Origin of the sequence: Sphingomonas sp. Y38-1Y, from assembly GCF_032391395.1 — a bacterium.
Lineage (GTDB): Bacteria > Pseudomonadota > Alphaproteobacteria > Sphingomonadales > Sphingomonadaceae > Sphingomonas.
This window is the reverse complement of the sequence record NZ_CP135916.1, coordinates 2,511,608-2,538,225: the sequence shown is the minus strand read 5'-3', so window position 1 is coordinate 2,538,225 and position 26,618 is coordinate 2,511,608. Positions and strand designations below refer to the sequence as shown.

Sequence of the window (26,618 nt, the reverse complement as noted above, 5' to 3'; positions counted from 1 at the left end):
TCAGGGCGCAGGTGCGGGACCGCTGGAGGGCACCGGAAAGACCGGCTTGCCGTCGGCGGTCCAGCGGATCTCCTGGACGTGCGGGGCGCGGCGCGCGCCGCAGCCCTGATCGGCGGCGGCATTGGCGTGATAGATGATCCAGCTGCGCCCGCGCGCCGTGAAGAAGCCGTTGTGCCCGGGCGCCCAGACGTTCGTGGCGGGTGACTTGGCGAGGACGGGTCGCGGCGCCTTTCGCCAGCTATCTGGCTTCATCGGATCGCTGCCGCGCTTTGCGGTCAGCAGCCCCAGCGCATAGTCGTCCGACCAGCAGGCACTGCCGGAATAGGCCAGGTGCAGCGTGCCATCCGGGGCGGCGAGAAAGGCCGGGCCCTCCAGGATCTGACGGCCGCCCTGCCGCTCCCAGGGCTGGTCCGGACGCGCGATGATCGCTTCCGGCCCGGCCAGCGTCCAGGGGTTGGCCATGCGCGCGATCGCGATGACGCTGTCGGGACCGACATAGGGCGAATAGGCGAAGTATCGCCGGCCGTTCGCGACGAAAATGGTCCCGTCGATGCCGGCACGCTGTGTGTTGATGCGCCCGCGGTCGATCCACTGCCCCTTCAGCGGATCGGGCGAGCGGTTCTCCAGCACCCAGATGCCGCGGTGCGCATCGTCGTCGGCCGCCTTGTCGCTGGCGGTATAGTAGATGAACCAGCGGCCATCGATGCGATGCAGCTCGGGCGCCCAGATCGAGGCGCTGTTGGGCCCGCTCGCCGGCGCACGCCAAACCACCTGCTCTGGCGCGGCGGCCAGCCGGGCGAGGTCGCGCGTCGCCCGGATCGCCAGCCGATCGCCGCGCGTCGCCATGAAGTAGAAGGTGCCATTCGCCTCGACGACCCACGGATCCGCGCCGGACGGCAGGATCGGATTGACGAGCGTTCGCTCCTCGGCGCCCGCAACGGCCAAGGCCGCAAGGACAGACATGGCCGCTAGTTTCATCTCGATCCTCTCCGGCTTCCCGACTGCCCACAAGGGCCGGACATCGCCGACAAAAGCAAGCTTGCGGCGCCGTGGCCCGGCCTCCTACAACCCTGCGCATCCTCAAAGCCGAAGGGTTGCCGATGCGTCTGATGCCGTTGTTCCTTGCCGCCACGATGCTCGCCTCGCCGCTCGCCGCCCAGCAGGCGCAGCCGCCCGCGGGGGTCCAGACGCGGCAGGTGGGGACCGCGACGCTTCAGAACGTGCCCGAAATCCCCGACGACGTGCGCGCGGCGGTGCAGCGGTACCAGAACAGCCGGTCGGCGGAGTTCCAGGACTGGCTGCCCGACGGCACGATGCTCATCACCACGCGGTTCGGGAGCACCGCGCAGTTGCATCAGGTGGCGGCGGCGGGCGCGACGCGGCGGCAGCTGACCTATTATGACAGCCCGGTCGCCGGTGCGACCGCGCTGCCCGGCGCCGACCGCCGCTTCATCCTGACGCGCGATACGGACGGCGACGAGTGGTTCCAGCTCGCGGTCAAGGGGCTGACCGGGCCGGAGGCGCTGCTGACCGAGCCAGGGACGCGCAACGGGTCGCTGGTGCTGTCGAAGGACGGCAGCCTGGCGGTGTGGGCACGCGCGACCAAGGGCGCGGCGGGCTACACGATCCTGGCCGCCGATCCGAACCAGCCGGGCGCCCGGCGCGAGCTCTACAAGGCAGAGGGCGCGGTGGCCCCTGCTGACCTCAGTGAGGACAAGTCGAAGCTCGTTTTCCAGCGCTCGATCTCGAACCGGGAGAGCCAGCTTTTCCTCCTCGACCTGGCGAGCGGACAGGCGACGCGGATCGCGCCCAAGGCGCCCACCGCCCGCTACGAGGATCCGCGCTTCCTACCCGGAGGCAAGAGTCTGATCGCCATTTCGGATCGCGACAGCGACGTGCGCCGGCTGGTCGAGATCGACCTGGCGACCGGCGCGGAGCGGGTGCTGGCGCCCGGCCTCAAGTGGGACGTCGAAAGCTATGACCTCTCGGGCGACGGTCGGATCCTCGCCTATGCCGTCAACGAGGACGGGTTCAGCCGCGTCGTCGTGCAGGACCGCGTCACGCGCCGCGCGTTGCCGCAGCCCGAGCTGCCGAAGGGCGTCGTCACCGCGCTCAAGTTCGCGCCCGACGATCGCCGGATCGCGGTGGGGCTGACGAGCGCCACATCGGCGGGCGACGTCTGGAGCTTCGACGCGGTGGCGGGCGGACCGATCGCACGCTGGACGTTCAGCGAGCTTGGCGACCTCGATCCCGCAGCGCTTGCCGAGCCCGAACTGATCCGTTTCAAGTCGTTCGACGGTCTGTCGGTCCCCGCCTTCGTCTATCGCCCCAAGAACGTCGCCGCGGGCACGCGGACGCCCGTCATCATCGACATCCATGGCGGGCCGGAAGCGCAGACGCGGCCGATCTGGAATTACGGCGCGCAATACTTCGCCGATGTGCTGGGCGCGACGGTGATCCTGCCCAACGTCCGCGGTTCCGACGGATACGGCAAGCGCTACCTCAACCTCGACAATGCCGAGAAGCGCGAGGATTCGGTCAAGGACATCGGCGCGCTGCTCGACTGGATCAGGGCTCAGCCGAGCCTCGATGCGGGCAAGGTTGCGGTCTATGGCCAGTCCTATGGCGGCTATATGAGCCTGGCCGTCATGACGCATTACAGCGAGCGGCTGGTCGGCGGGGTCGAGCGATACGGGATCAGCGACTTCCGCACCTTCCTGGAGCGGACCGAGGCGTATCGCCGCGACAATCGCCGCGCCGAATATGGCGACGAGCGCGATCCCGCGATGGCCAAGGTGTTCGCGCGCATCGCGCCGATGGCGAACCTGCCCAGGATCACCAAGCCGATGCTGGTCATGCAGGGTGCGCAGGACCCGCGCGTGCCGCAGTTCGAAAGCGATCAGGTCGTCGCCAAGTTGCGCGGGCAGGGCGTCGATACCTGGTACGTCCTGTTCAGCGACGAGGGCCATGGTTTCCAGAAGAAGGAGAACAACGACCTTCGCCGCGAAGTCGAAACCGTCTTTTTGCGCAAGTTGTTCAACGGACAAGCGCCGCAGTAGGCATCCGTTAACCCTGTCCGCTTACCCCCGTGCAAGTTCGAGCATAGGGGGAGCGGCGGGTGCGCATTCTGATTGTCGACGACGAAGCGGGAATGCACGACAGCTATCGCCAGTGCCTGTCGGCCGGCGAGGGTGACGGCACGCTTCGCCAGATGGCGAGTGAGCTGTTCGGCACGCACGATGGCGCGGAGCCGGCGGCACCCGTCTTCGACCTGGTTCACGCGCATCAGGGACAGGAAGCGGTCGACCTGGTCGCCGCGGCGGGCGAGGATCGCTTCGCCGTCGCCTTCATCGACGTGCGGATGCCCCCCGGCATCGACGGACGCGAAACCGCGCGGCGCATCCGCGCGATCGATCCCGACATCAACCTCGTTATCGTGACAGGCTATTCCGACTACGCCCCGATCGAGATCGGGCGCGTCGCGGGATCGGTCGACAAGCTGTTCTTCATCGCCAAGCCGTTCGAGGTCGAGGAGATCGTCCAGACCGCGACCGCGCTGACCCAGCGCTGGCACGTCGACCGCGAGCTTGCCGAGACGCGCGCCGCGCTGGCGGAAAAGGTGCTGATCCTCGAGGAGCAGACGCACGAGCTGGCCGCCAACGAGATGAAGGCGCTGCACCTTGCCAACCACGATTCGCTGACGGACGCGCCCAACCGGCTCGCCTTCATCCGCTCGCTGTCGGGCTGGGTGCGCGCCGACGAGTGTTTCGCGATGGCGATGCTCGACCTCGACCGCTTCAAGCTGGTCAACGACACGTTCGGCCATCTGGCCGGCGACGAGCTGATCCGCCGCGTCTGCGACATCCTCCAGCAGCAGGTGCCCGATGGCGGCATGGTCGCGCGGCTGGGCGGCGACGAGTTCGCGATGCTCTATCCGACCGGCGGCATCGACGCCGCGGTGATGGAAGCGGAGCGGATGATCCACGCCTGTTCCGCCAATTTCCGCATCTTCGGCCATTCGGTGCAGGGCAGTGCCTCGGTCGGCCTGGTGGTGGTCGAGGCCGAGAGCCATGCCGATCCGATCGACGTCATGCGCCGCGCCGACCTGGCGCTCAACGACGCCAAGAAGAACGCCCGCGGCGGCGTGCGCGTGTTCGACGAGAGCATGGACGAATCGATTCGTTTCCGCCGTGCGATCGAAAGCGGCCTGTCGCGCGCGATCGAGCAGGGCGAGTTGCGGCTCGTCTATCAGCCGATCGTTTCCCGCGACACGCTGGAGGTCGTCGCGTTCGAGGCGCTGATGCGCTGGGAAAGCGCCGAATACGGCACGATCAGCCCGGCGATGTTCATCCCGATTGCCGAGGAATCGAACCTGATCCACGAGCTCGGCGACTGGGTGCTGGCCGAGGCGCTGACGATGCTGGAGAAGTGGCCGGGGCAGTATGTCTCGGTCAATTTCAGCCCGCGCCAGTTCCGCCGTCCCAATTTCGTCGGCCATATCGTCGAGCGGGTCGACAGAGCCGGCATTTCGCCCTCGCGCCTTCAGATCGAGATCACTGAGACGGCGATCTTCGACGACGCCGAACGCGCGGCAGAGACGCTGTATCGCCTCCGCCAGATGGGCTTCCGCATCGCTCTCGACGATTTCGGGACGGGCTATTCCAGCCTCTACAACATCCGCAAGTTCGCGCTCGATTGCCTGAAGATCGACAAGAGCTTCATCGACGGCATGGGTCGCGAGCGCGAGTCGGCGGCGATCGTCCATTCGATCGTGCATCTGGGCCGCGCGCTCGGCCTGGAGGTCGTGGCGGAGGGCGTCGAGACCGACGCCCAGGTGCAGGCGCTGCGCGTCGCGGGCGCCAGTCATTTGCAGGGATATCATCTGTCGCGGCCGGTCGAGGCGGCGCGGTCGCTGGAGATCGCGACCTCTCGCTTCTTCGGGGAGAGCGATCCCGTGGCGGAGACGCTGCCCGGAAGCGGAACCTACGGATAATGCTCGCGCGGGTCGCGCGTGGACGTTGGATCGGCGAATCGCTCGGGGCGCAGCTCGTCACCATCCTGACGGGCGTCGGCCTGCTCGGGTCGGTGGCGATCACGCTGCTGCTGGCGCTCATCATCACGCCGAGCTTCGACCGGTTGGAAGAGGAAGCCGCGATTGCGCAGCGCGGGCGGGTGGCGGCGACGCTGTCCGAACTAGGCGGGCGCACGATCGGCGCCGCCTGGGCCGCGGGCCCGGGGGACGCGCCCGGATCGCACGGTGTCGACGCGCTGATCGACACTGCCACCCACGCGACGATCTGGCGGAAGGGCGTGGCACCGCTGCCGCTGCCATCCCCGGCGATGACGACGCTGCGTTTCGTGGCGTGGGGCAACCGGGTCGCCATCGTCGCGCGCGGCGACCGGATGATCGCGGTCCGCATCCTGCCCGCGGCGACGATCGCGCGAGAGACGGGGCTGACCATCGGCTATGATCGACGGACCGGCGCGCTCCCCTCGCTGCAGCGGTCCGAAGGGCGGCTGGACGCCGCACTGCCACTGATCGACAGCGACGGGCGGGTTATGGGCCATCTGCGCTTGGGCGTTCCGCGCGACCTGTCGAACCTGGGGCAGCGGATGCTGTTGCTGGCGGTGGGCGGGTCGACCCTCCTGCTGCTGATCGTGCTGGCGGTGCTGCGGCGGTCGATCACCGCGCTGGTGCTGCAGCCGCTCAGCCGGCTGGAGGCGCATATCCAGGCGGTGCGCGCGTCGGGGACGATGACACCGCTGCCAGGCGAACCGCGCGCGGACGAGATCGGCGGGGTGACGCGCAGCTTCAACGCGATGATCGGCCAGCTTGCCGATCTTCGCGAGCGGGTCGAGGCGCAATCCTATCGCCTGGGCCAGTCGGAAAGCGCGGCGGCGATGATCCACAATGTCCGCAACGCGCTGACGCCGATCAGCACGATCCTGTCGCAGGGGCTGGCACAGCCGGCGTCGGTCGATCGCGCGCTGGTCCGGCGGGCGCTGGCGGAGCTGGCGGGCGACGCGATCCCGGTCGCAAGGCGACGCAAGCTGTCCGCGTTCGTCGCCGCGGCGCTCGCAAGCGAGGATCAGGCGCGGGAGGAGCGGTTGGCGCGGCTGGAGGTCGGGCGCGACTCGATGCGGCATGCGCTGGCGATCATCGGGCGGCAGCAATCGGAGGCACAGGAACGGCCGCATCTGGCACCATGCGAGTTGACCGAACTGGTGACCCAGACCGCGGCAATCGCGCAATTTGCCGGCGAGATGCCGACCGCGGTCGAGCTGCCGACACAGGCGCATTGGGCGATCGCCAATCGCGTGGTGCTGAGCCAGATCATCGGCAACCTGCTGGTCAACGCGGTCGAGGCGATCGTCGCGGGCGGCCGCGAGGGGCGGATCACAGTCTCGATCGAGGATGGCGGCGAGCGGATCGTGATGACCATCGCCGATACGGGTGAGGGGTTCGATCGCGAAAGCGCGCGTCAGTTGTTCCAGCGCGGCTTTTCGACACGGTCGGACAAGGCGGGCGGGCTGGGGCTCCACTGGTGCGCCAACGCCGCCAACGCGATGGGCGGGACGCTGGCGCTGGAGAGCGACGGGCCGGGGCAGGGCGCGCGCGCGATCCTGACGCTGCCCGCCGCCCCGCGTCAGTCGGCCGCCGCTTGAGCCCCCGCATAGGCCTGGGTGCCGCGGTGAATGACGTGGTCGCTGTCGATGAGCTTGGCGACCGGGATCGAGGGGAGTGGCAGGATACGGTCGTAGAGCGGCGCGAAGTCGGTCTCGACGGTCACGCGCCGCAGTTCCTCGAAGCTTGGCACGACGAAGTAGTTCTGCTGGAAATCGTCGATGCGATATTCGGTGCGCATCACCCGCTCCAGGTCGAAGCCGATGCGGTGGGGGCTGGGATCGTCGAGCGCGAAGATGCTTTCGGCCGAGGATGAGACGATGCCCGCGCCAAAGATGCGCAGGCCGTCCTCTTCCTGCACCAGCCCGAACTCGACCGTGTACCAGTAGAGGCGCGCGAGCTGCGGCAGCGCGCCGAGCTCCAGCGCGCGAAGGCCACCACGGCCATAGGCGGCGAGATAGTCGGCGAACACCGGATCGGCGAGCATCGGCACATGACCGAACACGTCGTGGAAGACGTCGGGCTCCTGAAGGTAGTCGAGCTGGTCGCGTCGGCGGATGAAGTTGCCAGAGACGAAGCGGCGATTGGCCATGTGTTCGAAGAACACATCGTCGGGGACGAGGCCGGGCACGGCCACGACCTGCCACCCGGTGAGCTTCATCAGCCGTTCGGACAGATCCTCGAAATTGGGAATGCCGCTTTCGGACAGGCGCAGCGCCTCCAGCCCGCGAAGATAGGCGCTCGACGCGCGGCCGGGCAGCAGCTTTGCCTGCCGCTCGAACAGCGTGTCCCAGACGCCATGTTCTTCGGCGGTGAACGCGTCCCAGTTTTGTGAGATGGTCCAGTCGGCGGCGGCGCCCTCTGGCGGTGCGGCGTGGATGTGGGTTTCGGCGGTCATGAGGGAAATATAAGCGCATGCCGCGCAAACTGAACAGCTTGAAAGGAAAGCTCCTCGGCACGCTCGCCGGACTGCTGCTGCTCGTCGCCATCGTGGCGCAAAGCTATCTGGTCGCGGGCTGGGTCGGCGGTGCGATCGCGGCGCCGGGGGCGGAGGCGCGGGCGGTGGAGGGCATCGCCGTCTATGTCGAGGATAACGGCATCCACACGGGCATTGTGTTGCCGAAGGCGGTGCTGCCGGCCGACCTGCTGGCGCGGTTCGCGGGCGAGGACCTGGCCGATCCGCGCTATGCCCGGCATGGCTGGCTGGCGATCGGATGGGGCGACCGGGCCTTCTATCTGGGCACCCCGACCTGGAGTGACCTCAGCCTCTCGACCGTTGCGGCGGCGGCGGTGGGAAGCGACGCGACGGTGCTGCATGTCGAGCATGTGCCGCCGCCGCGTGGGGGTGCTTCGGTACGTCGGGTGCTGCTTCGGCCCGATCAGGTCGCGCGGCTGGTCGGCTTCGTCCGCGCGAGCGTGGGAGAGGGGACGGCGGTGCATGGCTATGGCGGCTGGGACGCGTTCTATCCGGCGCGAGGACATTACAGCGCGATCCGCACGTGCAACGCCTGGACGGGCGAGGCTCTGCGCGCGGCGGGGGTCAGGATGGGACGGTGGACGCCGTTTCCGGGCGGGGTGATGCGGTGGCTCTGACGCCGCCGCCTTGGCGCTATACGCTGACCGAGGTGCCGCGCGGTGCGGCCGGCGTCGCACGGCTGGCGGCGGCGTATCCCAGCTTGAGGCAGGCGCCGCGCGGGCGCGGGCAGCCGGTGATGCTGTTGCCGGGGCTGTTCAACTCCGACCGATCGAACGTGGCGCTATGGCGGTACCTCGCCTCGCTTGGCTATGCGGTCGAGGGCTGGGGGTTGGGGCGCAATCTGGGGCAGCGGGCGATCGGGCATGACGGCGCGCGGCTGTTCGCGCGGGTCGAGGCGATGGCGGTGCGGCATGGGGCGCCGGTGACGCTGGTGGGTGTCAGTCTGGGCGGGCTGATGGCGCGGATCGCGGCGCAGCGGATGCCCGATCTGGTGGCGCGGGTGGTGACGATCAGCTCGCCCTTTGCCGGCCCGCCCACCGCGACGCGGGTGTGGCGCGCCTATCAGGCGCTGTCGGGCGCGCGGGTCGAGGATCCGGCGGTGCGCGCGCTGGTCGAGGAAGCGGCGCGGCCGCTGCCGGTGCCGATCACCGCGATCTGGAGCGCGAGCGACGGCCTGGTCGGCGGCGCGATCTGCCGCGGCGAGGATTGCGACGCGGTCGAGGTGCGATCGAGCCACATCTGGGTGCAGTTCAACCCGGAGGTGTGGCGCGCGGTGGCGATGGCGTTGGCAAGCCGCGTTTAGCCCTCTCCCGCTTGCGGGAGAGGGTTGGGAGAGGGCCTTCTTCTTCTGCTACGCGAAGGGCATAGTCGAACGATGGCTTTGGTCCGCCGCCAGATCAGCCCGCATGCGGCCCGGCTACGCCGCGAGCGGACCGAGGCCGAGCATCGTTTCTGGCAAGCGGTGCGGAATCGCCAGGCCGACGGGTTCAAGTTTCGCTTCCAGCATACGCTGGCGCCGTATGTCGTCGACTTCGCGTGTCTCGAAGCAATGCTGGTCGTCGAGATTGATGGAGGGCAGCATGATCCTGAAGTGGATAGGCGCCGAACAGAGTTCCTAAAAGCGCGAGGCTTTCGCGTCATCCGCTTCTGGAACAACGATGTTCTTCAGAATCTTGAGGGCGTTATCGCGGTTTTGCGTGCGGAGCTTGCCAAGCCTGCGGACTGAAGAAGGAGGAAGACCCTCCCCAACCCCTCCCGCAAGCGAGAGGGGCTTTATGGGTGGGGCACGTTTGCGAGGGCGTCGATCGCGGCCTGGAGGATGTGCGCCGCCGCGAGCGAATCGACGCGTTCGGCGCGCTTGGCGCGGCTGAGATCCTGTTCGATCATCAGCCGCTCGACCGCGACGGTCGACCAGCGCTCGTCCCAGAGGAGGATCGGCAGGCCGAGATCGAGAAGGTTGCGCGCGAACGCCCGCGTGGACTGGGTGCGCGGGCTGTCGGTGCCGTCCATGTTGAGGGGGAGGCCGATGACGATGCCCTTGACCGACTGCCTCGCGACGAGCTCTACGAGCGCGGCCTTGTCTGCGGTGAACTTGGTTCTGCGGACGAGGGGGGCGGCGCTGGCGAAGCTCCAGCCTGCGTCGCAGAGTGCGGTGCCGATCGTCTTGGTGCCGACGTCGAGCCCGATCAGCCGCCCGCCATCCGGCAGCGCGTCGGCGAAATCGGCCGCAAGCGTCGCGATCAAGCGCCGAACGCCTGAAGGCGGCGGGCGGCGTCGGCGCGGACGTTGCCCCAGAACAGGCTGTAGTCGAACACGTGATAGTTGTTGCCCGGCAGCACGTAATTGCCGAGGTCCGGGCCGCTGCCGATCATCAGGAGACCGCGCCCCTCGCACCGTGCCGGCACGCGGCCCTTTTCAAGGGTCGCGCTGGTGAGGTCGGCGGACGGGAACAGCGTGCCGAGATTGGCGCTGGCGGGCGCGGCGTCGCCGGCGTTGCCGGTCAGCGGATTGGTGCAGACCATCGGCGTGCCCGCGCGGCGCGTGCCGTTGAAGCCCGTCGTCGCATCGAAGGTGTCGAGGATCAGCGACGGGTCGGCGGGCTCGGCGAAGCTCTGCCAGGAGAGGATGCAGCCTGCCTGATCGGCGGTGCGGCATTCCGGCAGGCCCATCTCCGGCAGGTCGGCGGTGCGCGAGACGGGCCAGCCGACGACATAGGCCGCGACGATCCGGCGGGCGAGCGGCTTGCCGGCGATGCGATCCTTGAGCAGGCGGGTGAGGTGAAGCGCGCCCTGGCTGTGGCCGGCGAGGATGATCGGGCGATCGCCCGCCTCCGCCACGAAGCGATCGAAGGCGGCGAGCACGTCGCCATAGGCGAGGTCGAGCGCCTTGTTCGCGGCATCGGCATTGGTGAGGAACGCGCCGAACGTCGCCTGGCGATAGCGCGGTGCCCAGATCGCCCCGACCTCGTTGAAGGCGGACGCCTGGCCACGAAGGAACAGCGCGGCGCGATTGTTCGCGTCGCGGTTGTCGAGCGGCGCGTTCCACTGCGCGCGATCGAGGTACGAGGTCGGGTGGATGAAGAACACCGCCGCGCGCGGGTTCGCACCCGGCTGCACGCCCGGCGGCGTCCAGAGCGCAGGATTGCCGGGCTTGTCGGGCCGCGCGATCCACATGTCGGCCTTGGCATAGGCATCGCTGGCGGTCGCGGGCAGCGCCTGGAACGCAGTCGTCGGCACCATCGTCTGGCGCAGTAGCTGCACGCCGAACAGGCGATAGGCAAAGGTGGCGGCGATGGCGAGCACGATCAGGACAGCAACCAGATAGAGGAATTTACGGGCCAGCTTGGGCCTCCATTGTGCAATGCAGCATGAACCGCCGAGCGGCAATTCCGATCCGATGCCGCTTGTTTGCGAAAGCTGCAACCGTGGCGGTGCTTGATGAGGGGCAACCCGGATGCTAGCCGCGCCTTCATGTCCGTCGACACAAACACCGTCAAACGCATCGCGGGGCTTGCCCGGATCGCGATCACCGATGCCGAGGCCGACCGCCTCGCACCCGAGCTCGGCAACATCTTGGGCTGGATCGAGCAATTGGGCGAGGTCGATACCAGCGGCGTCGCGCCAATGACCGCGGTCATCCCCAATACGCTGCGGCTGCGCGACGATGTCGTCACCGACGGCGGCGTTCGCGAAGCGGTGCTGGCAAACGCGCCGCAGGCGGAGCATGGCTTCTTCGCGGTGCCGAAGGTGATCGAATGACCGAGTTGACCGATCTGGGCGTCGCCGCCCTTCGCGACGGGTTTCGTGCGGGCGACTTCACCGCGCGCGAGGCGGCCGAGGCGTTCAACGCGGCGGTGGCGGGGGCCAAGGTGCTCAACGCGTTCATCGTCGACACCCCCGACCACGCGCTTGCCGCCGCCGATGCCGCCGACCGGGCGCGCGCCGCGGGCGAGACGGCCAAGCCGCTGGCGGGCGTGCCGATCGGCATGAAGGACTTGTTCGCGACGAAGGGCGTGCAGACCACCGCGGCCAGCCACATCCTCGAAGGGTTCACCCCCACCTACGAATCCACCGTCTCGCAGAAGCTGTGGGACGCGGGCGCGGGGATGCTGGGCAAGCTCAACCTCGACCAGTTCGCGATGGGATCGTCGAACGAGACGAGCGCGTTCGGCAACGTCATTTCTCCCTGGCGGCGCCGGGATGGCGGCAATGCCGCGCTGACTCCTGGCGGATCGTCGGGCGGCAGCGCGTCGGCGATCGCGGCGCGACTGTGCCCGGCGGCGACCGGCACCGACACCGGCGGCTCGATCCGCCAGCCGGCGGCGTTCGTTGGCATCTCGGGCATCAAGCCGACCTATGGCCGCTGCTCGCGCTGGGGCACGGTCGCTTTCGCCTCGTCGCTCGACCAGGCGGGGCCGATGGCGCGCGACGTGCGCGACTGTGCGATCATGCTGGAGGCGATGTCGGGCTTCGACGCGAAAGACGCGACTTCGCTCGACCTGCCCGTGCCGGCATGGGAAGCGGGGCTTTCGCCCGACATGAGCGGCAAGCGCGTCGGCATTCCCAAGGAGTATCGCGTCGACGGCATGCCCGCCGAGATCGAGGCGCTGTGGACGCAGGGCATCGAATGGATGCGCGATGCCGGCGCGGAGATCGTCGAGGTCTCGCTCCCGCACACCAAATACGCGCTGCCGGCCTATTACATCGTCGCGCCAGCCGAGGCGTCGTCCAACCTCGCGCGCTATGACGGCGTGCGGTACGGCCAGCGCGAACTGCCAGAGGGCGCCAACCTTCAGGACATGTACGCCGCAACCCGCGCGGCGGGCTTTGGCGACGAGGTCAAGCGGCGGATTCTAATCGGCACCTATGTGCTGTCGGCCGGTTTCTACGACGCTTATTACACGCAGGCTCAGAAGGTCCGTGCGCTGATCGCGCAGGATTTCGAGCGGGCCTGGGCGCAGTGCGACGTGCTCTTGACGCCGACCGCGCCGTCGGCGGCGTTCGCGCTCGGCGAGAAGCAGGCCGATCCGCTGGCGATGTACCTGAACGACGTGTTCACGGTGCCGGCGTCGCTGGCCGGGCTGCCCGCGATGAGCGTGCCGGGTGGGTCGGACGCGAGCGGGCTGCCGTTGGGCCTGCAGGTGATCGGCAGGCCGCTGGACGAGCAGGGTGTGCTGAACGCCGGGCTCGCGATCGAGCAGCGCGCGGGGTTCGTCGCTCGGGCCGACAAGTGGTGGTGATCTCGCGTCCGTTCGCTTCGAGCATCGTCGAGAAGCGGTCGGCAGTGGCAACGTGTCTCGACTTCGCTCGACACGAACGGATTTGGTGAAGATGGAATCGACCTACCGCATTCACGGCGCAACCGGCGACTGGGAAGTCGTGATCGGGCTGGAGGTCCATGCCCAGGTGACGTCGAACGCCAAGCTCTTCTCAGGCGCGGCGACGGCGTTCGGGGCGGAGCCCAACACGCAGGTCAGCCTGGTCGATGCGGCGATGCCGGGAATGCTGCCGGTGCCGAACCGCGAGTGCATTCGCCAGGCGGTGCGCACGGGCATGGCGATCGACGCCGAGATCAATCGCTGGTCGCGGTTCGACCGCAAGAATTACTTCTACGCCGACCTGCCGCAGGGATATCAGATCAGCCAGCTCTATCACCCGCTGGTGGGCGAGGGGCGGATCGAGATCGCGGTCGACGAGAAGAACCCCGACGCGGGCACGAAGGCGATCGGCGTCGAGCGCATCCATGTCGAGCAGGATGCCGGCAAGCTGATGCACGACCAGCACCCGACGCGCTCCTATGTCGACCTCAATCGGTCCGGCGTGGCGCTGATGGAGATCGTGTCGAAGCCCGACATGCGCTCGCCGGCTGAGGCGGGGGCGTATGTCCGCAAGCTGCGCACCATCCTGCGCTATGTCGGGTCGTGCGACGGCAATATGGAAGAAGGATCGATGCGCGCCGACGTCAATGTCAGCGTGCGCAAGCCGGGCGACGCGTTCGGCACCCGGACGGAGACGAAGAACGTCAACTCGGTGCGCTTCGTCATGGCGACGATCGAGTATGAGGCGCAGCGCCAGGTCGACGTGCTGGAAAGCGGCGGGCGCATCGTCCAGGAAACGCGGCTGTTCGACCCAGACAAGGGCGTCACCCGCTCGATGCGGTCGAAGGAAGATGCGCACGATTACCGCTATTTCCCCGATCCCGACCTGCTGCCGCTGGAGCTCGACGACGCGTTCCTCGAGGAATGCCGGGCGAGCCTGCCCGAGCTGCCCGACGCCAAGCGCGCGCGGTACGAGGGTGCGCTTGGGCTTTCGCCCTACAATGCGGCAGTGCTGACGGCCGAAGTCGAGACGGCTCAGTGGTTCGAAGCGCTTCTCGTAAAGCTCATGGTCTACCGCAAGACGATCGGGGCGTTCGTGCCCGAAATGGCGACGACGTGGACCGAAAATGTCCCCGACGATGTTCAGGCGGCGGCTAAGCAGGCAGCGAATTGGCTTATATCGGACCTTTTCGGCGCGCTGAACCGGCTGGGCAGGAGCATCGCCAACTCGCCGGTGTCGCCTGCCCAGAGTGCCGAATTGCTCGCGCTGATCGCCAACGGCACCATCTCGAACACGCTGGGCAAGCAGGTGTTCGAGATCATGCTGGAGACGGGCGAAGGTGCCGAGGCGATCGTTGAGGCGCGCGGCCTCAAGCAGACCAGCGACACCGGCGCGATCGAGGCCGAGATCGCCAAGGTGCTGGCGGCGAACGAGGACAAGGTCGCCGATTATCGCGGCGGCAAGGACAAGCTGTTCGGCTTCTTCGTCGGCCAGACGATGAAGGCGATGGCGGGCAAGGCCAACCCGGGCGTCGTCAACGAACTGCTGAAAAAGGCGCTGGACGGGTGAGACTGTGCTATGACGAGGCCAGCACCGTAAGCTTGTACCCCGGCGAAGGCCGGGGTCCAGTTGCGAGCCGCTGATGACAAGCGTTGGGCTACGCCGGTCTGGCTTTCCCAACTGGGCCCCGGCCTTCGCCGGGGTACAAGTAGCTTGAGGTTGAAAGCGTCACTTCGGACCTGATCCGGCGTCCCGCTTCTTCTCTCCAAATGCCAAGTCAGAAGAAGCGGGATCTCGGATCAAGTCCGGGATGACGATGGTTCACTGCGCCGTGTCGTCCTGGTTGCGGACCACGCCGCCGGCGCCGCCGGCGCTGTCGGGCGAGACGGTGGGTTCGAGTGGCGTCTCATCGTCTTCGCGAACATTCTCGATGTCGCGGCCGCCGCGGTCCTCGTTGACGGCGCGTTCGAGGTCGGTGGGCTCGCCGGTGGGCGGGCTGTCGGGATTGGCGTCGCGATCGCGATCGGTCATGGCAAAGGCTCCTTTCACACCATGAACGCGCCGGAGCGCGATAGGGTCGCGCGGCATTAAGCTTTTTGCGCCATGGTCGCGCGCGATGCGGGGCATGGCATTCCTTTTGGCGGTGGCGCTGGCCGGCTGTACGGCGACGCAGGACATGGCGGCGCCGGGCTACCGGCTGACCGGCCCGGTGGCGATCGTCGTGCCGCGCGGCGATGTCGAGCTTGGCCGGATCAGCATGGGCGGCGTCGCGCAGCACGATGCCGAGCGCACCGCGGCGGCGCGCGCGGCACTGTCGGCGGCGCTGGCGGCTTATCTCAGGGCGCAGGGCGATCGCGCGGTGCCGCTCCCCGAGCCGGTGCCTGCCGATTACGAGGCGCTGCACCGCACGGTCGCCACCGCGATCGCGCTCCATAAATATGGTGAGGTGCCGCTGCCGACCAAGAAGCGCCGTTTCGACTGGACGCTGGGACCGGGACTGCGGGGGGCGATCGGCGCGCAGGGCGATCACGCGCTGTTCCTGAGCGTGCGAAGCTACCGCTCGGACGATGCTCGCAAGGCGATGGCCGTGGCGGGCGCGGTCGGCTGCGTCGTCGGCCTGTGCCTGTTGCCGGGCGGCGGCGAGCACATCGCGTATGCCTCGCTCGTCGACCTGAAGAGCGGCAACGTCGTCTGGTTCAACGTCATGACCGGCGGCGTCGGCGATCCGGCGACCGCGGAAGGCGCGAAGGCGCTGGTCGAGCGGCTGCTGTCGACGATGCGGGGGCGGCGATGAAGGCGATCGCCGCCGCGCTGATGCTCGCACAGGCAATGCCCGCCGACGAGGCCGGCCTCAGGATGCAGACGGACGAGGCGGAGCGGACGTTGCGGACGTCGCCGTTCATCGTCGCCGATCCGGCACTCAACGAGTATGTCCGCGCGCTGACGTGTCGGCTGGCGGGACCGGACTGCGGCGCGATCCGCGTCTATGTCGTGCGCACGCCGTACCTCAACGCGTCGATGGCGCCGAACGGCGCGATGATCGTGTGGAGCGGGCTGTTCCTGCGCACCGCGAACGAGGCGGAGCTGGCGGCGGTGCTGGCGCACGAGATCGCGCACTATCGCGCGCGGCACTCGCTCCGGGCATTCCGCGACTATCGGCGGAAGTCCGATGGCTGGGCGCTGCTTGGCCTGCCGGTCGGGTTGCTGACCGGCAATCTCGGCTACTCGGCGGCGCAGGTCGGACTGGTCGCGTCGCTCTCGGCCTATTCGCGTGAGATGGAGCGGGAGGCGGACGCGGCGTCGATCGGGATGCTGCGGGGCGCCGGCTATGATCCGCGCGCAGCGTCGGCGATCTGGGCGGCGGTGCGGGCCGAGCGCCTCGCCGCGGCAACGGCGCGCGGGCGGCGACCGCGCGGGGACGGCGGGTTGTTCGCGAGCCATCCTGCCAGCGCCGAGCGTGAAGCGGTCCTGGCCGGGCTGGCGGGTAGCGGCGTCGGTTCGGATGGGGCGGCGAGTTACTCGCGCGCGCTCGGGCCGCATTGGCGCTGGCTGATCGAGGATCAGCTGCGGCTCAACGATCCGGGCGGCACGCGGTGGCTGCTCGACCGGATGGCGCGGAGTGGCGGCCCGGCCGATTGGATCGCCCTGGGCAAAGGTGAGATGGCGCGAGCGGCGGGTGATCTGGACGGTGCGGTGGCGGCCTATCGCGCGGCGCTGCCGCTGGCGGAGGCGAGCCGTGGCATGGGCCTGGCGCTGATCCGCAAGGGCGATCGGGCGGCCGGGCGCGCGGCGCTGTCGCGTTATCTGGCGGAGCGGCCCGATGCTGCCGACGCGGCGATGCTGCGCGCGATGGTCGCGCCATGAGGCGCGCGCTGGCGCTGGCGCTGATGCTGGCGGGGTGCTCGGACTATGTGCTCGTGCCGGCAGGGCGGCCGATCGCGGTGGCGCGGTCGGGGCTGACAGTCACGCCGGACCGCGCCTGGAACCGCAATGCGGGGCTGAGGCCGGGCAAGCGGGCGGAAAGCTGGACGCTGGACGGGCCGCTGCTCAACGACCTCACCTTCTATGGCGGGATCGAGGATGGCGAGCCGTTGTTCCGCGAAGTCGACAAGCGTGAGGCGCCCTTGCCGCGGTTCGCCGCGACCATGCTGGCGAGTGACATCGCGGAGCTGGTCGAGCGGAGCTATCGGGTGGCGACGGGGACGACGCTGTTCGAGATGAATGCGCTCGCGCCAGCGCGGCTCGCGGGGCGCGAGGGGTTCGTGATGCGCTATCGCTACACGCTGCCGGGCGACGAGGTTCGCCGGCGAGGCGAGGCGCGGGGGGCGGTGGTCGCGGGGCGGCTTTACCTTTTGACGTATGAGGCGCCGGCGATCCTGTATTTCGAGCGGGATCTGGCGGCGTTCCGGGCGGTGGCGGATGGGGCGCGGCTCACGCTCGACCGCACCAACTCCGTTCGTCCCGAGTAGCGGCTGAGTAGCCGGCGCAAGCCGGCGTATCGAAGTCGCTTATCGAGGGAGACCTTGTGCGACGGTACCTCGATATGAGCTTTCGATAAGCGCCCTGGCGGGCGCTACTCAGTCTCTACTCGGCACGAACGGGGAGGGGGCGGCGCACGTGCTTCGACAGGCTCAGCACGAACGGGTTTAGCGCACAATGCGAAGGCCAATAGCTCGGTTTGCTCGCCGAACATGATCCGTTTGTCCTGAGCTTGTCGAAGGACGTGCGCTGGACGCAGGCCTTGCCGCACCCATACATAAAGAAAGGGCCGGGAGATTGCTCTCCCGGCCCTGTCCTACATCGGTCGAACCGTGCTTAAGCGGCCGAGACCTCGGCGACATCGACCTTGATGCCCGGACCCATCGAGGAGCTGACCGCGATCTTGCGCAGATACTTGCCCTTGGCGCCCGACGGCTTGGCCTTGACCACCGCGTCGACCAGCGCATCGAAGTTCGCGCGAAGGTCCTCGGCGGCGAACGACGCCTTGCCGATGCCCGAATGGATGATGCCCGCCTTCTCGACGCGGTACTCGACCTGGCCGCCCTTGGCCGCCTCGACCGCCGCGGCGACGTTCATCGTCACGGTGCCGAGCTTGGGGTTGGGCATCAGGCCCTTGGGGCCCAGGATCTTACCCAGGCGACCGACGACACCCATCATGTCCGGGGTCGCGATGCAGCGATCGAAGTCGATCTTGCCGCCCTGAACGATCTCCATCAGGTCCTCGGCCCCGACGACGTCGGCGCCGGCTTCCCGCGCCTCATCGGCCTTCGCACCCTTGGCGAACACGCCGACGCGGACCGTCTTGCCGGTGCCCTTGGGCAGGGTGACGACGCCGCGGACCATCTGGTCGGCGTGGCGGGGGTCGACGCCGAGGTTCAGCGCGACCTCGATCGTCTCGTCGAACTTCGAGGTGGCGTGGGTGCGGGCGAGGCCGATCGCCTCGTCGATGCCGTACAGCTTCTCGCGGTCGACGGCGGTCGCGAGGGCCTTTGCCTTCTTGGTCAGCTTGGCCATCAGATCAGCCCTCCACCACTTCGAGGCCCATCGCGCGGGCCGAACCTTCGATGATCTTGGTCGCGGCGTCGATGTCGTTCGCGTTCAGATCCTTCATCTTCGCGGTCGCGATCTCCGACAGCGCCGAGCGCTTGATCGTTCCCGCCGACACCTTGCCCGGCTCCTTCGAGCCCGACTTCAGGCCCGCGGCCTTCTTGATGAGATAGGTCGCCGGCGGCGTCTTGGTCTCGAACGAGAAGGAACGGTCCGCATAGACGGTGATGACGGTGGGAAGCGGCGTGCCGACTTCCTGGTCGCCCGTCGAGGCGTTGAACGCCTTGCAGAATTCCATGATGTTGACGCCGCGCTGACCCAGCGCCGGGCCGATCGGCGGCGACGGGTTGGCCTTGCCGGCCGGCACCTGCAGCTTGATATAGCCGGTGATCTTCTTTGCCATGTCTCTCACTCTGTTCCCGCCGCGGCCGAGGCCGAGAGCGGATCAAGTTGAGCGGTCGAACGGCGCGGCCGGAACCGGCGCCTCCCGCAACTCCCTGCGATGTCTCGAAGGAAGCCGCGCGCCTAGCGCAAAGCGATCCCACTTGCAATGTAGGATTTCATGTGAACAGATGCGGAACATGGCACGATTGTTCACCGCCGAGCAGGCGGCACAGAACCGGCGGTTCCTGACCGAACTGGCCAAGGGCGGCAATGTCCGGCTGGCGGCGCGCGCCGTGGGCATCGCCGATGCCACGATGCACCGTCGGCGGCGAGAGCATCCGGTGTTCGCGACCAAGTGGGATGCGGCGCTGGTGGCGGCACAGGCGCGGCTGAACCGCCAGGGCCCGCACCGGCCGGAGGCGAAGCCGCCGAGCGGCCGCGCCGCCCGCGCCGCCCGCGAGCACCGGACGCAGGGCGGCGAGCCGGTCATCGTGTCCCTCGCCAACGGCAAACTGCAACTGCGCGCGTCGCAAGCCGGCAAGCTGACGCGCGCGGCCGAGCAGGCGTTCCTGCTGGCGCTGGCCGCGACGTGCAATGTCCGGCTGTCGGCGGCGGCGGCGGGCGCGGCGGAAGCCCCCTTCTATCGCCGCAGACGCTGCGACCCCGGCTTTGCCCGCGAATGGGAGGCGGCGGAGAAGGAGGGCTATGAACGGCTGGAGGCGGCGCTGATCGAGGGGTTTCAGCCATGGGACCATGAGCATGCCGAATGGTCGCATAACGAGCGGCCGGCGATGCCGGCGATGACGACCTATCAGGCGATGGCGCTGTTGTACCTGCACGACAAGCGCATCCGCGATCCCGAACCGCGTGCGATCAAATATGACAGCCTGGGCCGCTATAGCCGCCTCAACAAGCCCGCCGAAGTCCGCGCCGCGCAATATGTCGAGGATCGTGCGCGCCAGGCCGACGCGATCCTGCGGAGCCATGTCGAGTGGAAACTGGGCATGGCGCTCGACAAGATAGTGGGCCGGCCGGAGGGGGCGGGGCCGACGATCGCGCCGCTGGATCTGGTGGTCGAGTGGGAGAAGGCGGGGAAGCGGGGGTGAGTTACTCGGGAACCTCAAAAGCAATTCAAATTCGATGCGGTATGTTGCTTTTGTGCCGGTGTTTAAGCACTTGTAACAGCGAATTTTGCGGCGACTTAGGGGCAATGGGATGAGGCGTGAGGTATTGCAACGTGCTCTCGAGAGGATAGTTTTGGACCTCGAGGAAAGCGGGTTAGCGGCCAGCTTCGAAGAGGCGGTAGAAAACTACCAGCGTAACACCAAGTCAGAAACAAAAATTGATTTCGTCAGTATCTCTATCCTGGCAGACTATTTTCATCGCAGCGCTGAATATGGCGCAGCCGAAAAGACTATTTTGGCAATCATGGGATTGGAAAGCCTATCTAGCCCTTCAACCTGGCAGCCTCATTTGCAATCTTTTGATCCTAGTTTTGTCTTCAGTAATGTAGGCAAAATAAGGCAAACGATGACCTTTCTACCTAGGGTGTTAAGTCTTCTTGAGAGAGATTATGAAGACATAAAATCATCGGGGGGAGGGCGCAGTGACGGTCTGGAGCTGCAAACGGTTATTTTAACCGACGAAGGTGACGCGCTGTCTACTCCAGAGAGGGTTATCGAACTATTATCATCTATAAGTACCATTTACCAAGTTCTCGCGAAAATTGAGGGTGTTTCCGAGAACTCTATCGCCGTCGTAGGTCTTGATTCCGGCAGCGAAAAGTCTTTTGACTTTTTGGGCGTGGCTAAGCTTATGCTCGAACTTAGAGAAACGCTTCAATGGGTTTATAACACTATTTGGTTTCATAAGCATAATGTAACGATCAAAAACCTTCAGGTGACAGGCGAGACACTGGGGGTTATTCAAAAGATATCCAAAATGGAGGCTGATGGTCAGCTTGATGCGGAAAGTTCCGCACGGATGAAGCACGGAATTTTTGTTGGACTTGAAAGGTTTGCAAATACTGGAGCTTACATTCCTGAGATGAAAGTTCAGCAAGAAAGTCCTGCGTTAACCATGCGGCCGCAGCATAAGTTATTGACGTCCAACCCCGCAGCTATGGTCCGCGATGCGAAGGATGAGCCAAGCGAACCTGATGCTAATCCGATCCCACAAACAACAGATGTTGAGGGCCGTCAGGAGGGGGAGGACTCAACCTTGACGCGCCAGGACATTGAGAAGTTGTTAAAGCTGGTGGAAAAGGCGAACGCCGACGAAGAACGCGAAAGTAGGCCTCAGACGGCAAAGCCGCGCTCTCGTAGAAAGAAGGTTACTCCAAGATCAGAAGCCGAGTAGAGAATGTTTGACACCTAGCTTGATTGAAATAGGAACCTTATGGCCGGCGGCTTAATCGCGCTACTCGACGACATCGCCGCTATCGCCAAGCTGGCCGCCGCCTCGGTGGACGATGTCGGGGTGGCGGCGGCTCGGGCGGGGACCAAGGCGGCGGGCGTGGTCATCGACGATGCGGCGGTGACGCCGGGCTATGTCGTGGGGCTGGCGCCCGAGCGCGAGCTGCCGATCATCGCCAAGATCGGCGTGGGGTCGCTTCGCAACAAGCTCCTCATCCTGTTGCCTGCGGCGCTGATCCTGTCGGCGCTGCTCCCATGGGCGATCACGCCGATCCTGATGCTGGGCGGCGCCTTCCTCTCCTATGAGGGGGTCGAGAAGCTTCTCCACAAGTTCACCGGCGACGCGCATGCCGACGATGCGGCGGCGATCACCGATCCGGCCGAGCTGGAGGCGCGGCAGGTGTCGGGGGCGATCCGCACCGACCTGATCCTGTCGGCCGAGATCATGGCGATCGCGCTGGCCGAGCTGCCGCAGCAGAGCCTGTGGATGCAGGCGGTCGTGCTGGCGGTGGTGGGCGTGGGGATCACGATCGCCGTCTATGGCGCGGTCGCGATCATCGTGAAGATGGACGATATCGGCCTGGCGCTGGTCAAGTCGGGGCGCGCGGTGGGGCTGGGCCGCGGGCTGCTCAAGGCGATGCCGGTGCTGCTGAAAGTGCTCGCCTGGGTCGGGACGGCGGCGATGCTGTGGGTCGGCGGCGGGATCATCGTCCACGGGCTGGCGGGCTTCGGCATCGCGGGGCCGGAGCATGTCATCCACGGCGCGGCGGTCGCGGTCGGCGGCGAGGGCGGGTTCGTGAGCTGGCTGGTGACGGCGCTCGGCTCGGGCGTGGTCGGGATCGCGGTCGGGCTGGTCGTGGTGGGGCTGCTCAAGCTGGTGCCGCGCAAGGGGCATTGAGGGGAGGCTCCCGCGGCGGCGGGAGCGCGGCAAAGCGTCAGGCCGCGGCGCGCAGGGCCTCGGCGGCGCCCAGGAGCTCGCCCTGCGGCACGGTGTCGAAGCGGATCGGCACCTGGGCCAGCTGGCGGGCGAAGCGGTGCGTGCCCTGGAACGCGGCGGTGACGCGCGCGCGGGCGAACATCGGGCGGAGCGCCGCGCCCAGCCCGCCGCTGACGATCACGCCGTCCCACGCGCCATAGCTGAGGACGAGGTTGCCGAGATGCGCGGCGAAGGCGGCGGCGATCGCCTCGCACGCCGCCTCTGCCTGCGCATCGCGGATCGCGCCGGCGGTGACTGCTTCGGGCGTGGTGAAGCGGGGAGAAACGCCGGCGGCGCGCGCCAGGTGCGTATAGAGCGTGACGAGGCCGGAGGCGGAGACGAACTCCTCCGCGGTGACCGACAGCCGGCCGGGGAAGAGCGCGGCGACATGCTCGGCCAGCGCCTGGTCCGGGGGGGCGAAGGCGGCGTGCCCCGCCTCGGTCGCGAGCACGGTGACGCCGCGCACGGGATCGCGGCGCAGCACCGCGACGCCCAGGCCGGAGGTCGCGCCGGCGATGCAGTGGGTGGTGGCGAATTGGCCGCCGCCCTCTCGCGCGGCGAGCGCCCAGGCCTCCGCCTCGAAATCGTTGAGGATGATCGGCGGGTGGCCGAGCATCGCGTGCAGCCCGGAGCGCGACACGAACCAGCGCGTCCGCGTGACCGAGATCGAATCGCCGCGGACGAGGCCGGCGACCGCGATCGCCGAGCGGATCGCGCCGGGGGGCAGCTGCATCTCGCGCTGGAAGCCGGTGATCGCGCCGGCGATGCTGGGCGTCGCGGCGGCCTCGTGGAAGCGGATGCTGCCCGGCTCGATCCGGCCGGCGCCGTCGACCAATGCGAACCGCACGCCCTTGCGCCCGACATGCCCCACGATCGCACGCGTCGCCGCGGCGGTGTCTTCACGCATCCTCATCCCCTTTTGCCGGGGATGGTAGCGCTCACTCGTTAAGGATCAATGCCTAAGTCACTGGGGCCAAAGGCGTGGGGGAGAAGGTCGGAGAGGCGGTGGCGCTCGACCGCGTCGCCCTCCGCGCCTGCGCACAGCACGGTGAGGTCGCGGCGGCCCATCCCGGCGGCCTCGTTCAGCACCTGGCGGCAACGGCCGCAGGGTCGGACGGGATCGGTGCCGGTCGCGCGGCCGTCGCGGTCCATGCCGCCGATCACCGCGACGGCGACGATGTCCCTGAGGCGCCCGGCCGCGCTGGCGGTCGCGACCGCCACGGTCTCCGCACAGAGCGACAGGCCGTAGCTCGCATTCTCGACATTGGCGCCGGTCACGACCGTGCCATCGGTCAGGAGCAGCGCGGCGCCGACGCGGAAGCGCGAATAGGGGGCGTGGGCGTTGACGGCGGCGGCGCGGGCGGCGGCGATCAGTGCGGCTTCGTCGATCATGCTCACCGTGCCACCACGTCCCAGCCCACCGGCGCCTCGAACCCCTCGACCCGCCTTGCCGCGTTCGCCTGCCACATCCGCCAGGGACGTGCCAGATAGTCGGGCGCGAACCAGTTGCCCGTCGCCCAGAAGGTGCGGGCGACGCCGTCGCTCAGCCGGTACTGCTTCTCGAAATCGGGGGCGACCCGGATGAGCACGCGCTCGCCGGTGTGCCGCTCCACCCGTTCGAGGAAGATCGCGACCTCGCGCAGCAGCACGTCACGCGCGGGGCGGTCCGTGCAGTCGGGGGCGAAGTCGAACGCGACGACCGCTGGCAGCGCGTCGGGCATGCGCGGCACGACCGCGTTGAAGTGATCGGCCTGATCGGCGGCCAGGCGGCAGAGACTGTAGCCGTGCATCGCCCCGCGGCGGATGCCCGTTTCCGCCAGCGCCGCCCAATGCCCCTCGAACGACGGATCGCGTCCCTTGTCGCCCGTCGTCGCCAGCGCATAGGCGAAGTCGACGCCCTGCGCCTTGGCCGTGCCCCAGTCGACCGCACGGGTCGCCGCGCTGACGTCGACGCCCTGGATCGGGAAATCCTCGGCCGATGGCGCCCATTGCGCCGCGAACCGCCAGCCCACGAGCGCGAGCAGGCCAAGAACGATGACGGCGCCGACCCAGCGCCCCAAACCCCACATGAAAGCTCCCGATTATCCCTTGATGTGCAGCACGCAGATGAGCGTGAACAACCGCCGCGCGGTGTCGAAATCGATCTCGATCTTGCCGTCCAGCCGCTCGCGAAGGAGTTCGGCGGCCTCGTTGTGGATGCCGCGGCGCGCCATGTCGACGGTCTCGATCTGGGCGGCAGTCGCGCTGCGGATCGCCTGGTAATAGCTGTCGCAGATCGCGAAATAGTCCTTGATCGGCCGGCGAAAGCGACCGAGCGCGAGCACCAATGTCTCGAGCGGCGTCCCGTCCTCCCGCGCCAGTGCCAGCGCGAGGCGCCCTTCCTCAACGCTGAGCGCCAGCTTGTACGGGCCGGCATAGCCGTCGGCATGATCGCGCAAGGGACGGAAATGATTGCCTTCGAGCAGGTCGAAGATGGCGATCCGCCGTTCCTGCTCGATATCGGCCGACCGCCACAGGATCGTGCGTTCGTCCAGCGTCACGTCGATGATGCGCGTGTCGGCCATGCTCGCCCGCTTGCCGCGTTCGGCCCGCGATTACAACGGCTCCCGTTTTCCACAGGGGCGGGCGGTTGCGTGCGCCCGTCCGATCCGGGATGAGGCGGAATGGCCACCCAACTGATTCCTGCCGCGCCCGCCGCGCCCATCCGCCTGCCCCAGAATGTCGAGGCCGAGGCGGCGCTGCTCGGCGCGATGATGATCGACAACCGGCTGGCCGACGACATCGTCGACATGCTGAAGCCCGATCATTTCCACGAGCCGGTCCATGCGCGCATCTTCGGCGCGATCACCAAGCTGCGCGGCGAGGATCTGCTCGCCAACCCGCTGACGCTGAAGCCGATGTTCGAGACCGACACAGGCATGGCGGCGCTGGGCGGGCCGGCGTATCTGGCGCAGCTGACGGGATCGGGCGCGGGCCTGATCGGTGCGCGCCAGTTCGCGCGGCAGATCTATGACCTCGCCCAGCTTCGCACGCTGATCGAGGTGGGCCGCGAGCTGGTCGACAAGGCGATGGATACGTCGGAGAAGATCGATCCGTCGGCCCAGATCGAGGCGGCGGAAGAGGCGCTGTTCGCGGTCGCCGCTGGCGGCACCACCACCAAGTCGATCAAGTCCTTCGCGCAGGCGGCGACCGCCGCAGTCGACATGGCGGCCAAGGCGCTGAACGCGGGCGGCGGCCTGTCGGGATCGACCACCGGGTTCGAGAGCATCAACCAGCGGATCGGCGGCCTTCACCATTCCGACCTCATCATCCTCGCCGGCCGTCCCGGCATGGGCAAGACGTCGCTGGCCACCAACATCGCGTTCAACACCGCGCGCCGGTGGAACGACGACATGGCGCTGGGCCTGAGCCCCAAGGAATCGATCGGCGGCAAGGTCGCGTTCTTCAGCCTGGAAATGTCGGCCGACCAGCTGGCCACGCGTATCCTGGCCGAACAGTCGCGCATCTCTTCCGAAGCGCTGCGCATGGGCCGGATCAGCAAGCAGGAGTTCCGCCAGTTGGCCGACGCGGCCACCGACCTTCAGAACCTGCCGCTCTATATCGACGATACCGCGGGCATCTCGATCAGCGCGCTGCACACGCGCGTGCGGCGGTTGAAGCGGACGCTGGGCGACGACCTCAAGTTCATCGTCGTCGACTATCTCCAGCTCCTGTCGGGATCGGGCGCGCGGTCGAGCGACAATCGCGTGCAGGAAATCTCCGAGATCAGCCGCGGGTTGAAGACGTTGGCCAAGGACATGGACGTGGCGGTGATGGCGCTGTCGCAGCTCAGCCGACAGGTCGAAAGCCGCGAGGACAAACGGCCGCAGCTGTCCGACCTTCGCGAATCCGGCTCGATCGAGCAGGACGCCGACATGGTCTGGTTCGTGTACCGCGAGGACTATTACGTCGCCGCCAAGGAGCCGAAGCGGCCCGTCGAGGGCGATGATTCCAAGGTGTTCGAGGACCACCAGAAGTGGCACCAGGACATGGAGCGCGTGTTCGGCCTGGCCGAGCTCATCATCGCCAAGCAGCGTCACGGTGCCACGGGCAAGGTGACGCTGAAGTTCGAGCCGGAGATCACGCGGTTCAGCGATTATGCGGGGCCGCAATATTCGGGGCCGCTGGAGTAGGGGCTTCTTTCTCGTCATCCCGGACCTGATCCGGGATTACGCTTCTCTCGCCAGCCCGCGGGCAAGAAGCGGGACCCCGGATCAAGTCCGGGGTGACGGAGTGGTGGCGTTTCTCTCGGTCGTACCCCGGCGAAGGCCGGGGTCCAGGTGGGGGACTTGGCCGGTAGGACGCTGCGTGTCCTCACAGCAGCCTTCCCAACTGGACC

General features: G+C 67.7%; 27 protein-coding genes. 16 read left to right on the top strand and 11 right to left on the bottom strand.

The annotated features are described in order from the left end of the window. Nucleotides 1-963, bottom strand: a complete 963-nt coding sequence (locus RS883_RS12095; protein ID WP_315760447.1) for a glycoside hydrolase family 43 protein — start codon at nt 961-963, stop codon at nt 1-3. Nucleotides 964-1,100: 137 nt separating this feature from the next. On the opposite strand from RS883_RS12095, the gene RS883_RS12090 reads away from it, so the two are divergent. From RS883_RS12090 to RS883_RS12080, 3 genes are read left to right on the top strand one after another with little or no spacing between them, the layout of a single operon-like run. After that, complete coding sequence (locus RS883_RS12090; RefSeq protein ID WP_315760445.1) at nt 1,101-3,059, top strand: S9 family peptidase; 1,959 nt, start codon at nt 1,101-1,103, stop codon at nt 3,057-3,059. 59 nt (nt 3,060-3,118) lie between these two features. Then, nucleotides 3,119-4,993 carry a putative bifunctional diguanylate cyclase/phosphodiesterase gene (locus RS883_RS12085; RefSeq protein ID WP_315760444.1) on the top strand — a complete coding sequence of 625 codons (1,875 nt, stop codon included), beginning with the start codon at nt 3,119-3,121 and terminating at the stop codon, nt 4,991-4,993. After that, on the top strand, nt 4,993-6,666 hold the full coding sequence (locus RS883_RS12080; protein ID WP_315760443.1) for a sensor histidine kinase: 1,674 nt from the start codon (nt 4,993-4,995) through the stop codon (nt 6,664-6,666). The genes RS883_RS12085 and RS883_RS12080 overlap by 1 nt, the downstream gene beginning before the upstream one ends. Here the strand turns inward: RS883_RS12080 and phhA are convergent. After that, nucleotides 6,648-7,523, bottom strand: a complete 876-nt coding sequence (phhA, locus tag RS883_RS12075; protein ID WP_315760442.1) for a phenylalanine 4-monooxygenase — start codon at nt 7,521-7,523, stop codon at nt 6,648-6,650. The two genes, RS883_RS12080 and phhA, sit on opposite strands and share 19 nt — an antisense overlap. A gap of 38 nt (nt 7,524-7,561) precedes the next feature. Here phhA and RS883_RS12070 point away from each other — a divergent pair, with 38 nt between their 5' ends. The 3 genes from RS883_RS12070 to RS883_RS12060 all read left to right on the top strand — a co-directional run bounded on the left by RS883_RS12070 (nt 7,562) and on the right by RS883_RS12060 (nt 9,327). Further along, nucleotides 7,562-8,218, top strand: coding sequence for a TIGR02117 family protein (locus tag RS883_RS12070; RefSeq protein WP_315760441.1), 657 nt, complete (start codon nt 7,562-7,564; stop codon nt 8,216-8,218). Further along, complete coding sequence (locus RS883_RS12065) at nt 8,179-8,904, top strand: esterase/lipase family protein (RefSeq protein ID WP_315760440.1); 726 nt, start codon at nt 8,179-8,181, stop codon at nt 8,902-8,904. The genes RS883_RS12070 and RS883_RS12065 overlap by 40 nt, the downstream gene beginning before the upstream one ends. A 72-nt stretch (nt 8,905-8,976) precedes the next feature. Next, nucleotides 8,977-9,327 carry an endonuclease domain-containing protein gene (locus tag RS883_RS12060; protein ID WP_315760439.1) on the top strand — a complete coding sequence of 117 codons (351 nt, stop codon included), beginning with the start codon at nt 8,977-8,979 and terminating at the stop codon, nt 9,325-9,327. A gap of 47 nt (nt 9,328-9,374) precedes the next feature. Here the strand turns inward: RS883_RS12060 and ruvX are convergent, their stop codons facing one another. Both ruvX and RS883_RS12050 read right to left on the bottom strand, forming a co-directional pair. After that, nucleotides 9,375-9,845, bottom strand: coding sequence for a Holliday junction resolvase RuvX (gene ruvX, locus RS883_RS12055; RefSeq protein ID WP_315760438.1), 471 nt, complete (start codon nt 9,843-9,845; stop codon nt 9,375-9,377). After that, nucleotides 9,842-10,942, bottom strand: a complete 1,101-nt coding sequence (locus tag RS883_RS12050; protein WP_315765102.1) for a DUF3089 domain-containing protein — start codon at nt 10,940-10,942, stop codon at nt 9,842-9,844. The genes ruvX and RS883_RS12050 overlap by 4 nt, the downstream gene beginning before the upstream one ends. Before the next feature lie 129 nt (nt 10,943-11,071). Between RS883_RS12050 and gatC the strand changes: the two genes are divergently transcribed. The 3 genes from gatC (at nt 11,072) to gatB (ending at nt 14,488) form a co-directional block, all read left to right on the top strand. Further along, on the top strand, nt 11,072-11,359 hold the full coding sequence (gene gatC / locus RS883_RS12045; RefSeq protein WP_315760437.1) for an Asp-tRNA(Asn)/Glu-tRNA(Gln) amidotransferase subunit GatC: 288 nt from the start codon (nt 11,072-11,074) through the stop codon (nt 11,357-11,359). Beyond that, a complete protein-coding gene (gene gatA, locus RS883_RS12040; protein WP_315760436.1) occupies nt 11,356-12,840 on the top strand; it encodes an Asp-tRNA(Asn)/Glu-tRNA(Gln) amidotransferase subunit GatA in 1,485 nt (494 codons plus the stop codon). The genes gatC and gatA overlap by 4 nt, the downstream gene beginning before the upstream one ends. A 91-nt stretch (nt 12,841-12,931) precedes the next feature. Beyond that, nucleotides 12,932-14,488 carry an Asp-tRNA(Asn)/Glu-tRNA(Gln) amidotransferase subunit GatB gene (gene gatB, locus RS883_RS12035; protein WP_315760435.1) on the top strand — a complete coding sequence of 519 codons (1,557 nt, stop codon included), beginning with the start codon at nt 12,932-12,934 and terminating at the stop codon, nt 14,486-14,488. Between the two features lie 252 nt (nt 14,489-14,740). Here the strand turns inward: gatB and RS883_RS12030 are convergent, their stop codons facing one another. Continuing rightward, the gene (locus tag RS883_RS12030) at nt 14,741-14,950 is read right to left on the bottom strand and encodes a hypothetical protein (protein WP_315760434.1); all 210 of its coding nucleotides are present in this window, start codon (nt 14,948-14,950) and stop codon (nt 14,741-14,743) included. 94 nt (nt 14,951-15,044) lie between these two features. On the opposite strand from RS883_RS12030, the gene RS883_RS12025 reads away from it, so the two are divergent. The 3 genes from RS883_RS12025 to RS883_RS12015 are packed head-to-tail and all read left to right on the top strand — an operon-like array spanning nt 15,045 to nt 17,388. After that, nucleotides 15,045-15,713, top strand: coding sequence for a hypothetical protein (locus RS883_RS12025; protein WP_315760433.1), 669 nt, complete (start codon nt 15,045-15,047; stop codon nt 15,711-15,713). Beyond that, a complete protein-coding gene (locus RS883_RS12020; RefSeq protein WP_315760432.1) occupies nt 15,710-16,783 on the top strand; it encodes a M48 family metalloprotease in 1,074 nt (357 codons plus the stop codon). Before RS883_RS12025 ends, RS883_RS12020 begins: the two co-directional genes overlap by 4 nt. After that, nucleotides 16,780-17,388 (top strand): hypothetical protein, encoded by a 609-nt coding sequence (locus tag RS883_RS12015; protein ID WP_315760431.1) that lies wholly within the window; start codon nt 16,780-16,782, stop codon nt 17,386-17,388. Before RS883_RS12020 ends, RS883_RS12015 begins: the two co-directional genes overlap by 4 nt. A gap of 346 nt (nt 17,389-17,734) precedes the next feature. Here RS883_RS12015 and rplA read toward each other — a convergent pair whose 3' ends face one another. Next, complete coding sequence (gene rplA / locus RS883_RS12010; protein WP_315760430.1) at nt 17,735-18,433, bottom strand: 50S ribosomal protein L1; 699 nt, start codon at nt 18,431-18,433, stop codon at nt 17,735-17,737. A gap of 4 nt (nt 18,434-18,437) precedes the next feature. After that, entirely contained in the window at nt 18,438-18,869 is a 432-nt protein-coding gene (gene rplK, locus RS883_RS12005; RefSeq protein ID WP_315760429.1) for a 50S ribosomal protein L11, read from the bottom strand. Between the two features lie 178 nt (nt 18,870-19,047). Between rplK and RS883_RS12000 the strand changes: the two genes are divergently transcribed. From RS883_RS12000 to RS883_RS11990, 3 genes are all read left to right on the top strand, one after another. Further along, a complete protein-coding gene (locus RS883_RS12000) occupies nt 19,048-19,956 on the top strand; it encodes a hypothetical protein (RefSeq protein ID WP_315760428.1) in 909 nt (302 codons plus the stop codon). A 151-nt stretch (nt 19,957-20,107) separates the two neighbouring features. Then, entirely contained in the window at nt 20,108-21,208 is a 1,101-nt protein-coding gene (locus RS883_RS11995; RefSeq protein ID WP_315760427.1) for a hypothetical protein, read from the top strand. A gap of 39 nt (nt 21,209-21,247) precedes the next feature. Beyond that, nucleotides 21,248-22,162, top strand: a complete 915-nt coding sequence (locus RS883_RS11990; protein WP_315760426.1) for a DUF808 domain-containing protein — start codon at nt 21,248-21,250, stop codon at nt 22,160-22,162. Between the two features lie 37 nt (nt 22,163-22,199). On the opposite strand, the gene RS883_RS11985 is transcribed toward RS883_RS11990, so the two are convergent. Genes RS883_RS11985 through RS883_RS11970 form a run of 4 tightly spaced genes read right to left on the bottom strand, consistent with a single transcriptional unit; the run spans nt 22,200 to nt 24,804 of the window. Beyond that, a complete protein-coding gene (locus tag RS883_RS11985; protein ID WP_315760425.1) occupies nt 22,200-23,147 on the bottom strand; it encodes a glucokinase in 948 nt (315 codons plus the stop codon). A 38-nt stretch (nt 23,148-23,185) separates the two neighbouring features. Next, nucleotides 23,186-23,632 carry a cytidine deaminase gene (locus tag RS883_RS11980; RefSeq protein ID WP_315760424.1) on the bottom strand — a complete coding sequence of 149 codons (447 nt, stop codon included), beginning with the start codon at nt 23,630-23,632 and terminating at the stop codon, nt 23,186-23,188. Between the two features lie 2 nt (nt 23,633-23,634). Further along, nucleotides 23,635-24,309, bottom strand: a complete 675-nt coding sequence (locus tag RS883_RS11975; protein WP_315760423.1) for a GH25 family lysozyme — start codon at nt 24,307-24,309, stop codon at nt 23,635-23,637. A 12-nt stretch (nt 24,310-24,321) separates the two neighbouring features. Then, nucleotides 24,322-24,804 carry a UPF0262 family protein gene (locus RS883_RS11970; RefSeq protein ID WP_315760422.1) on the bottom strand — a complete coding sequence of 161 codons (483 nt, stop codon included), beginning with the start codon at nt 24,802-24,804 and terminating at the stop codon, nt 24,322-24,324. 99 nt (nt 24,805-24,903) lie between these two features. Here RS883_RS11970 and RS883_RS11965 point away from each other — a divergent pair, with 99 nt between their 5' ends. Continuing rightward, complete coding sequence (locus tag RS883_RS11965) at nt 24,904-26,412, top strand: replicative DNA helicase (RefSeq protein WP_315760421.1); 1,509 nt, start codon at nt 24,904-24,906, stop codon at nt 26,410-26,412. The last annotated feature ends 206 nt before the right edge of the window (nt 26,413-26,618 follow it).

Coding starts and splice junctions, on each gene's coding strand:
- RS883_RS12095 (WP_315760447.1), bottom strand. CDS start 963: ATGTCTGTCCTTGCGGCCTTGGCCGTTGCGGGCGCCGAGGAGCGAACG.
- RS883_RS12090 (WP_315760445.1), top strand. CDS start 1,101: ATGCGTCTGATGCCGTTGTTCCTTGCCGCCACGATGCTCGCCTCGCCG.
- RS883_RS12080 (WP_315760443.1), top strand. CDS start 4,993: ATGCTCGCGCGGGTCGCGCGTGGACGTTGGATCGGCGAATCGCTCGGG.
- phhA (WP_315760442.1), bottom strand. CDS start 7,523: ATGACCGCCGAAACCCACATCCACGCCGCACCGCCAGAGGGCGCCGCC.
- RS883_RS12060 (WP_315760439.1), top strand. CDS start 8,977: ATGGCTTTGGTCCGCCGCCAGATCAGCCCGCATGCGGCCCGGCTACGC.
- gatC (WP_315760437.1), top strand. CDS start 11,072: ATGTCCGTCGACACAAACACCGTCAAACGCATCGCGGGGCTTGCCCGG.
- gatA (WP_315760436.1), top strand. CDS start 11,356: ATGACCGAGTTGACCGATCTGGGCGTCGCCGCCCTTCGCGACGGGTTT.
- gatB (WP_315760435.1), top strand. CDS start 12,932: ATGGAATCGACCTACCGCATTCACGGCGCAACCGGCGACTGGGAAGTC.
- RS883_RS12030 (WP_315760434.1), bottom strand. CDS start 14,950: ATGACCGATCGCGATCGCGACGCCAATCCCGACAGCCCGCCCACCGGC.
- RS883_RS12025 (WP_315760433.1), top strand. CDS start 15,045: ATGGCATTCCTTTTGGCGGTGGCGCTGGCCGGCTGTACGGCGACGCAG.
- RS883_RS12020 (WP_315760432.1), top strand. CDS start 15,710: ATGAAGGCGATCGCCGCCGCGCTGATGCTCGCACAGGCAATGCCCGCC.
- RS883_RS12015 (WP_315760431.1), top strand. CDS start 16,780: ATGAGGCGCGCGCTGGCGCTGGCGCTGATGCTGGCGGGGTGCTCGGAC.
- rplA (WP_315760430.1), bottom strand. CDS start 18,433: ATGGCCAAGCTGACCAAGAAGGCAAAGGCCCTCGCGACCGCCGTCGAC.
- rplK (WP_315760429.1), bottom strand. CDS start 18,869: ATGGCAAAGAAGATCACCGGCTATATCAAGCTGCAGGTGCCGGCCGGC.
- RS883_RS12000 (WP_315760428.1), top strand. CDS start 19,048: ATGGCACGATTGTTCACCGCCGAGCAGGCGGCACAGAACCGGCGGTTC.
- RS883_RS11990 (WP_315760426.1), top strand. CDS start 21,248: ATGGCCGGCGGCTTAATCGCGCTACTCGACGACATCGCCGCTATCGCC.
- RS883_RS11985 (WP_315760425.1), bottom strand. CDS start 23,147: ATGCGTGAAGACACCGCCGCGGCGACGCGTGCGATCGTGGGGCATGTC.
- RS883_RS11980 (WP_315760424.1), bottom strand. CDS start 23,632: ATGATCGACGAAGCCGCACTGATCGCCGCCGCCCGCGCCGCCGCCGTC.
- RS883_RS11975 (WP_315760423.1), bottom strand. CDS start 24,309: ATGTGGGGTTTGGGGCGCTGGGTCGGCGCCGTCATCGTTCTTGGCCTG.
- RS883_RS11970 (WP_315760422.1), bottom strand. CDS start 24,804: ATGGCCGACACGCGCATCATCGACGTGACGCTGGACGAACGCACGATC.
- RS883_RS11965 (WP_315760421.1), top strand. CDS start 24,904: ATGGCCACCCAACTGATTCCTGCCGCGCCCGCCGCGCCCATCCGCCTG.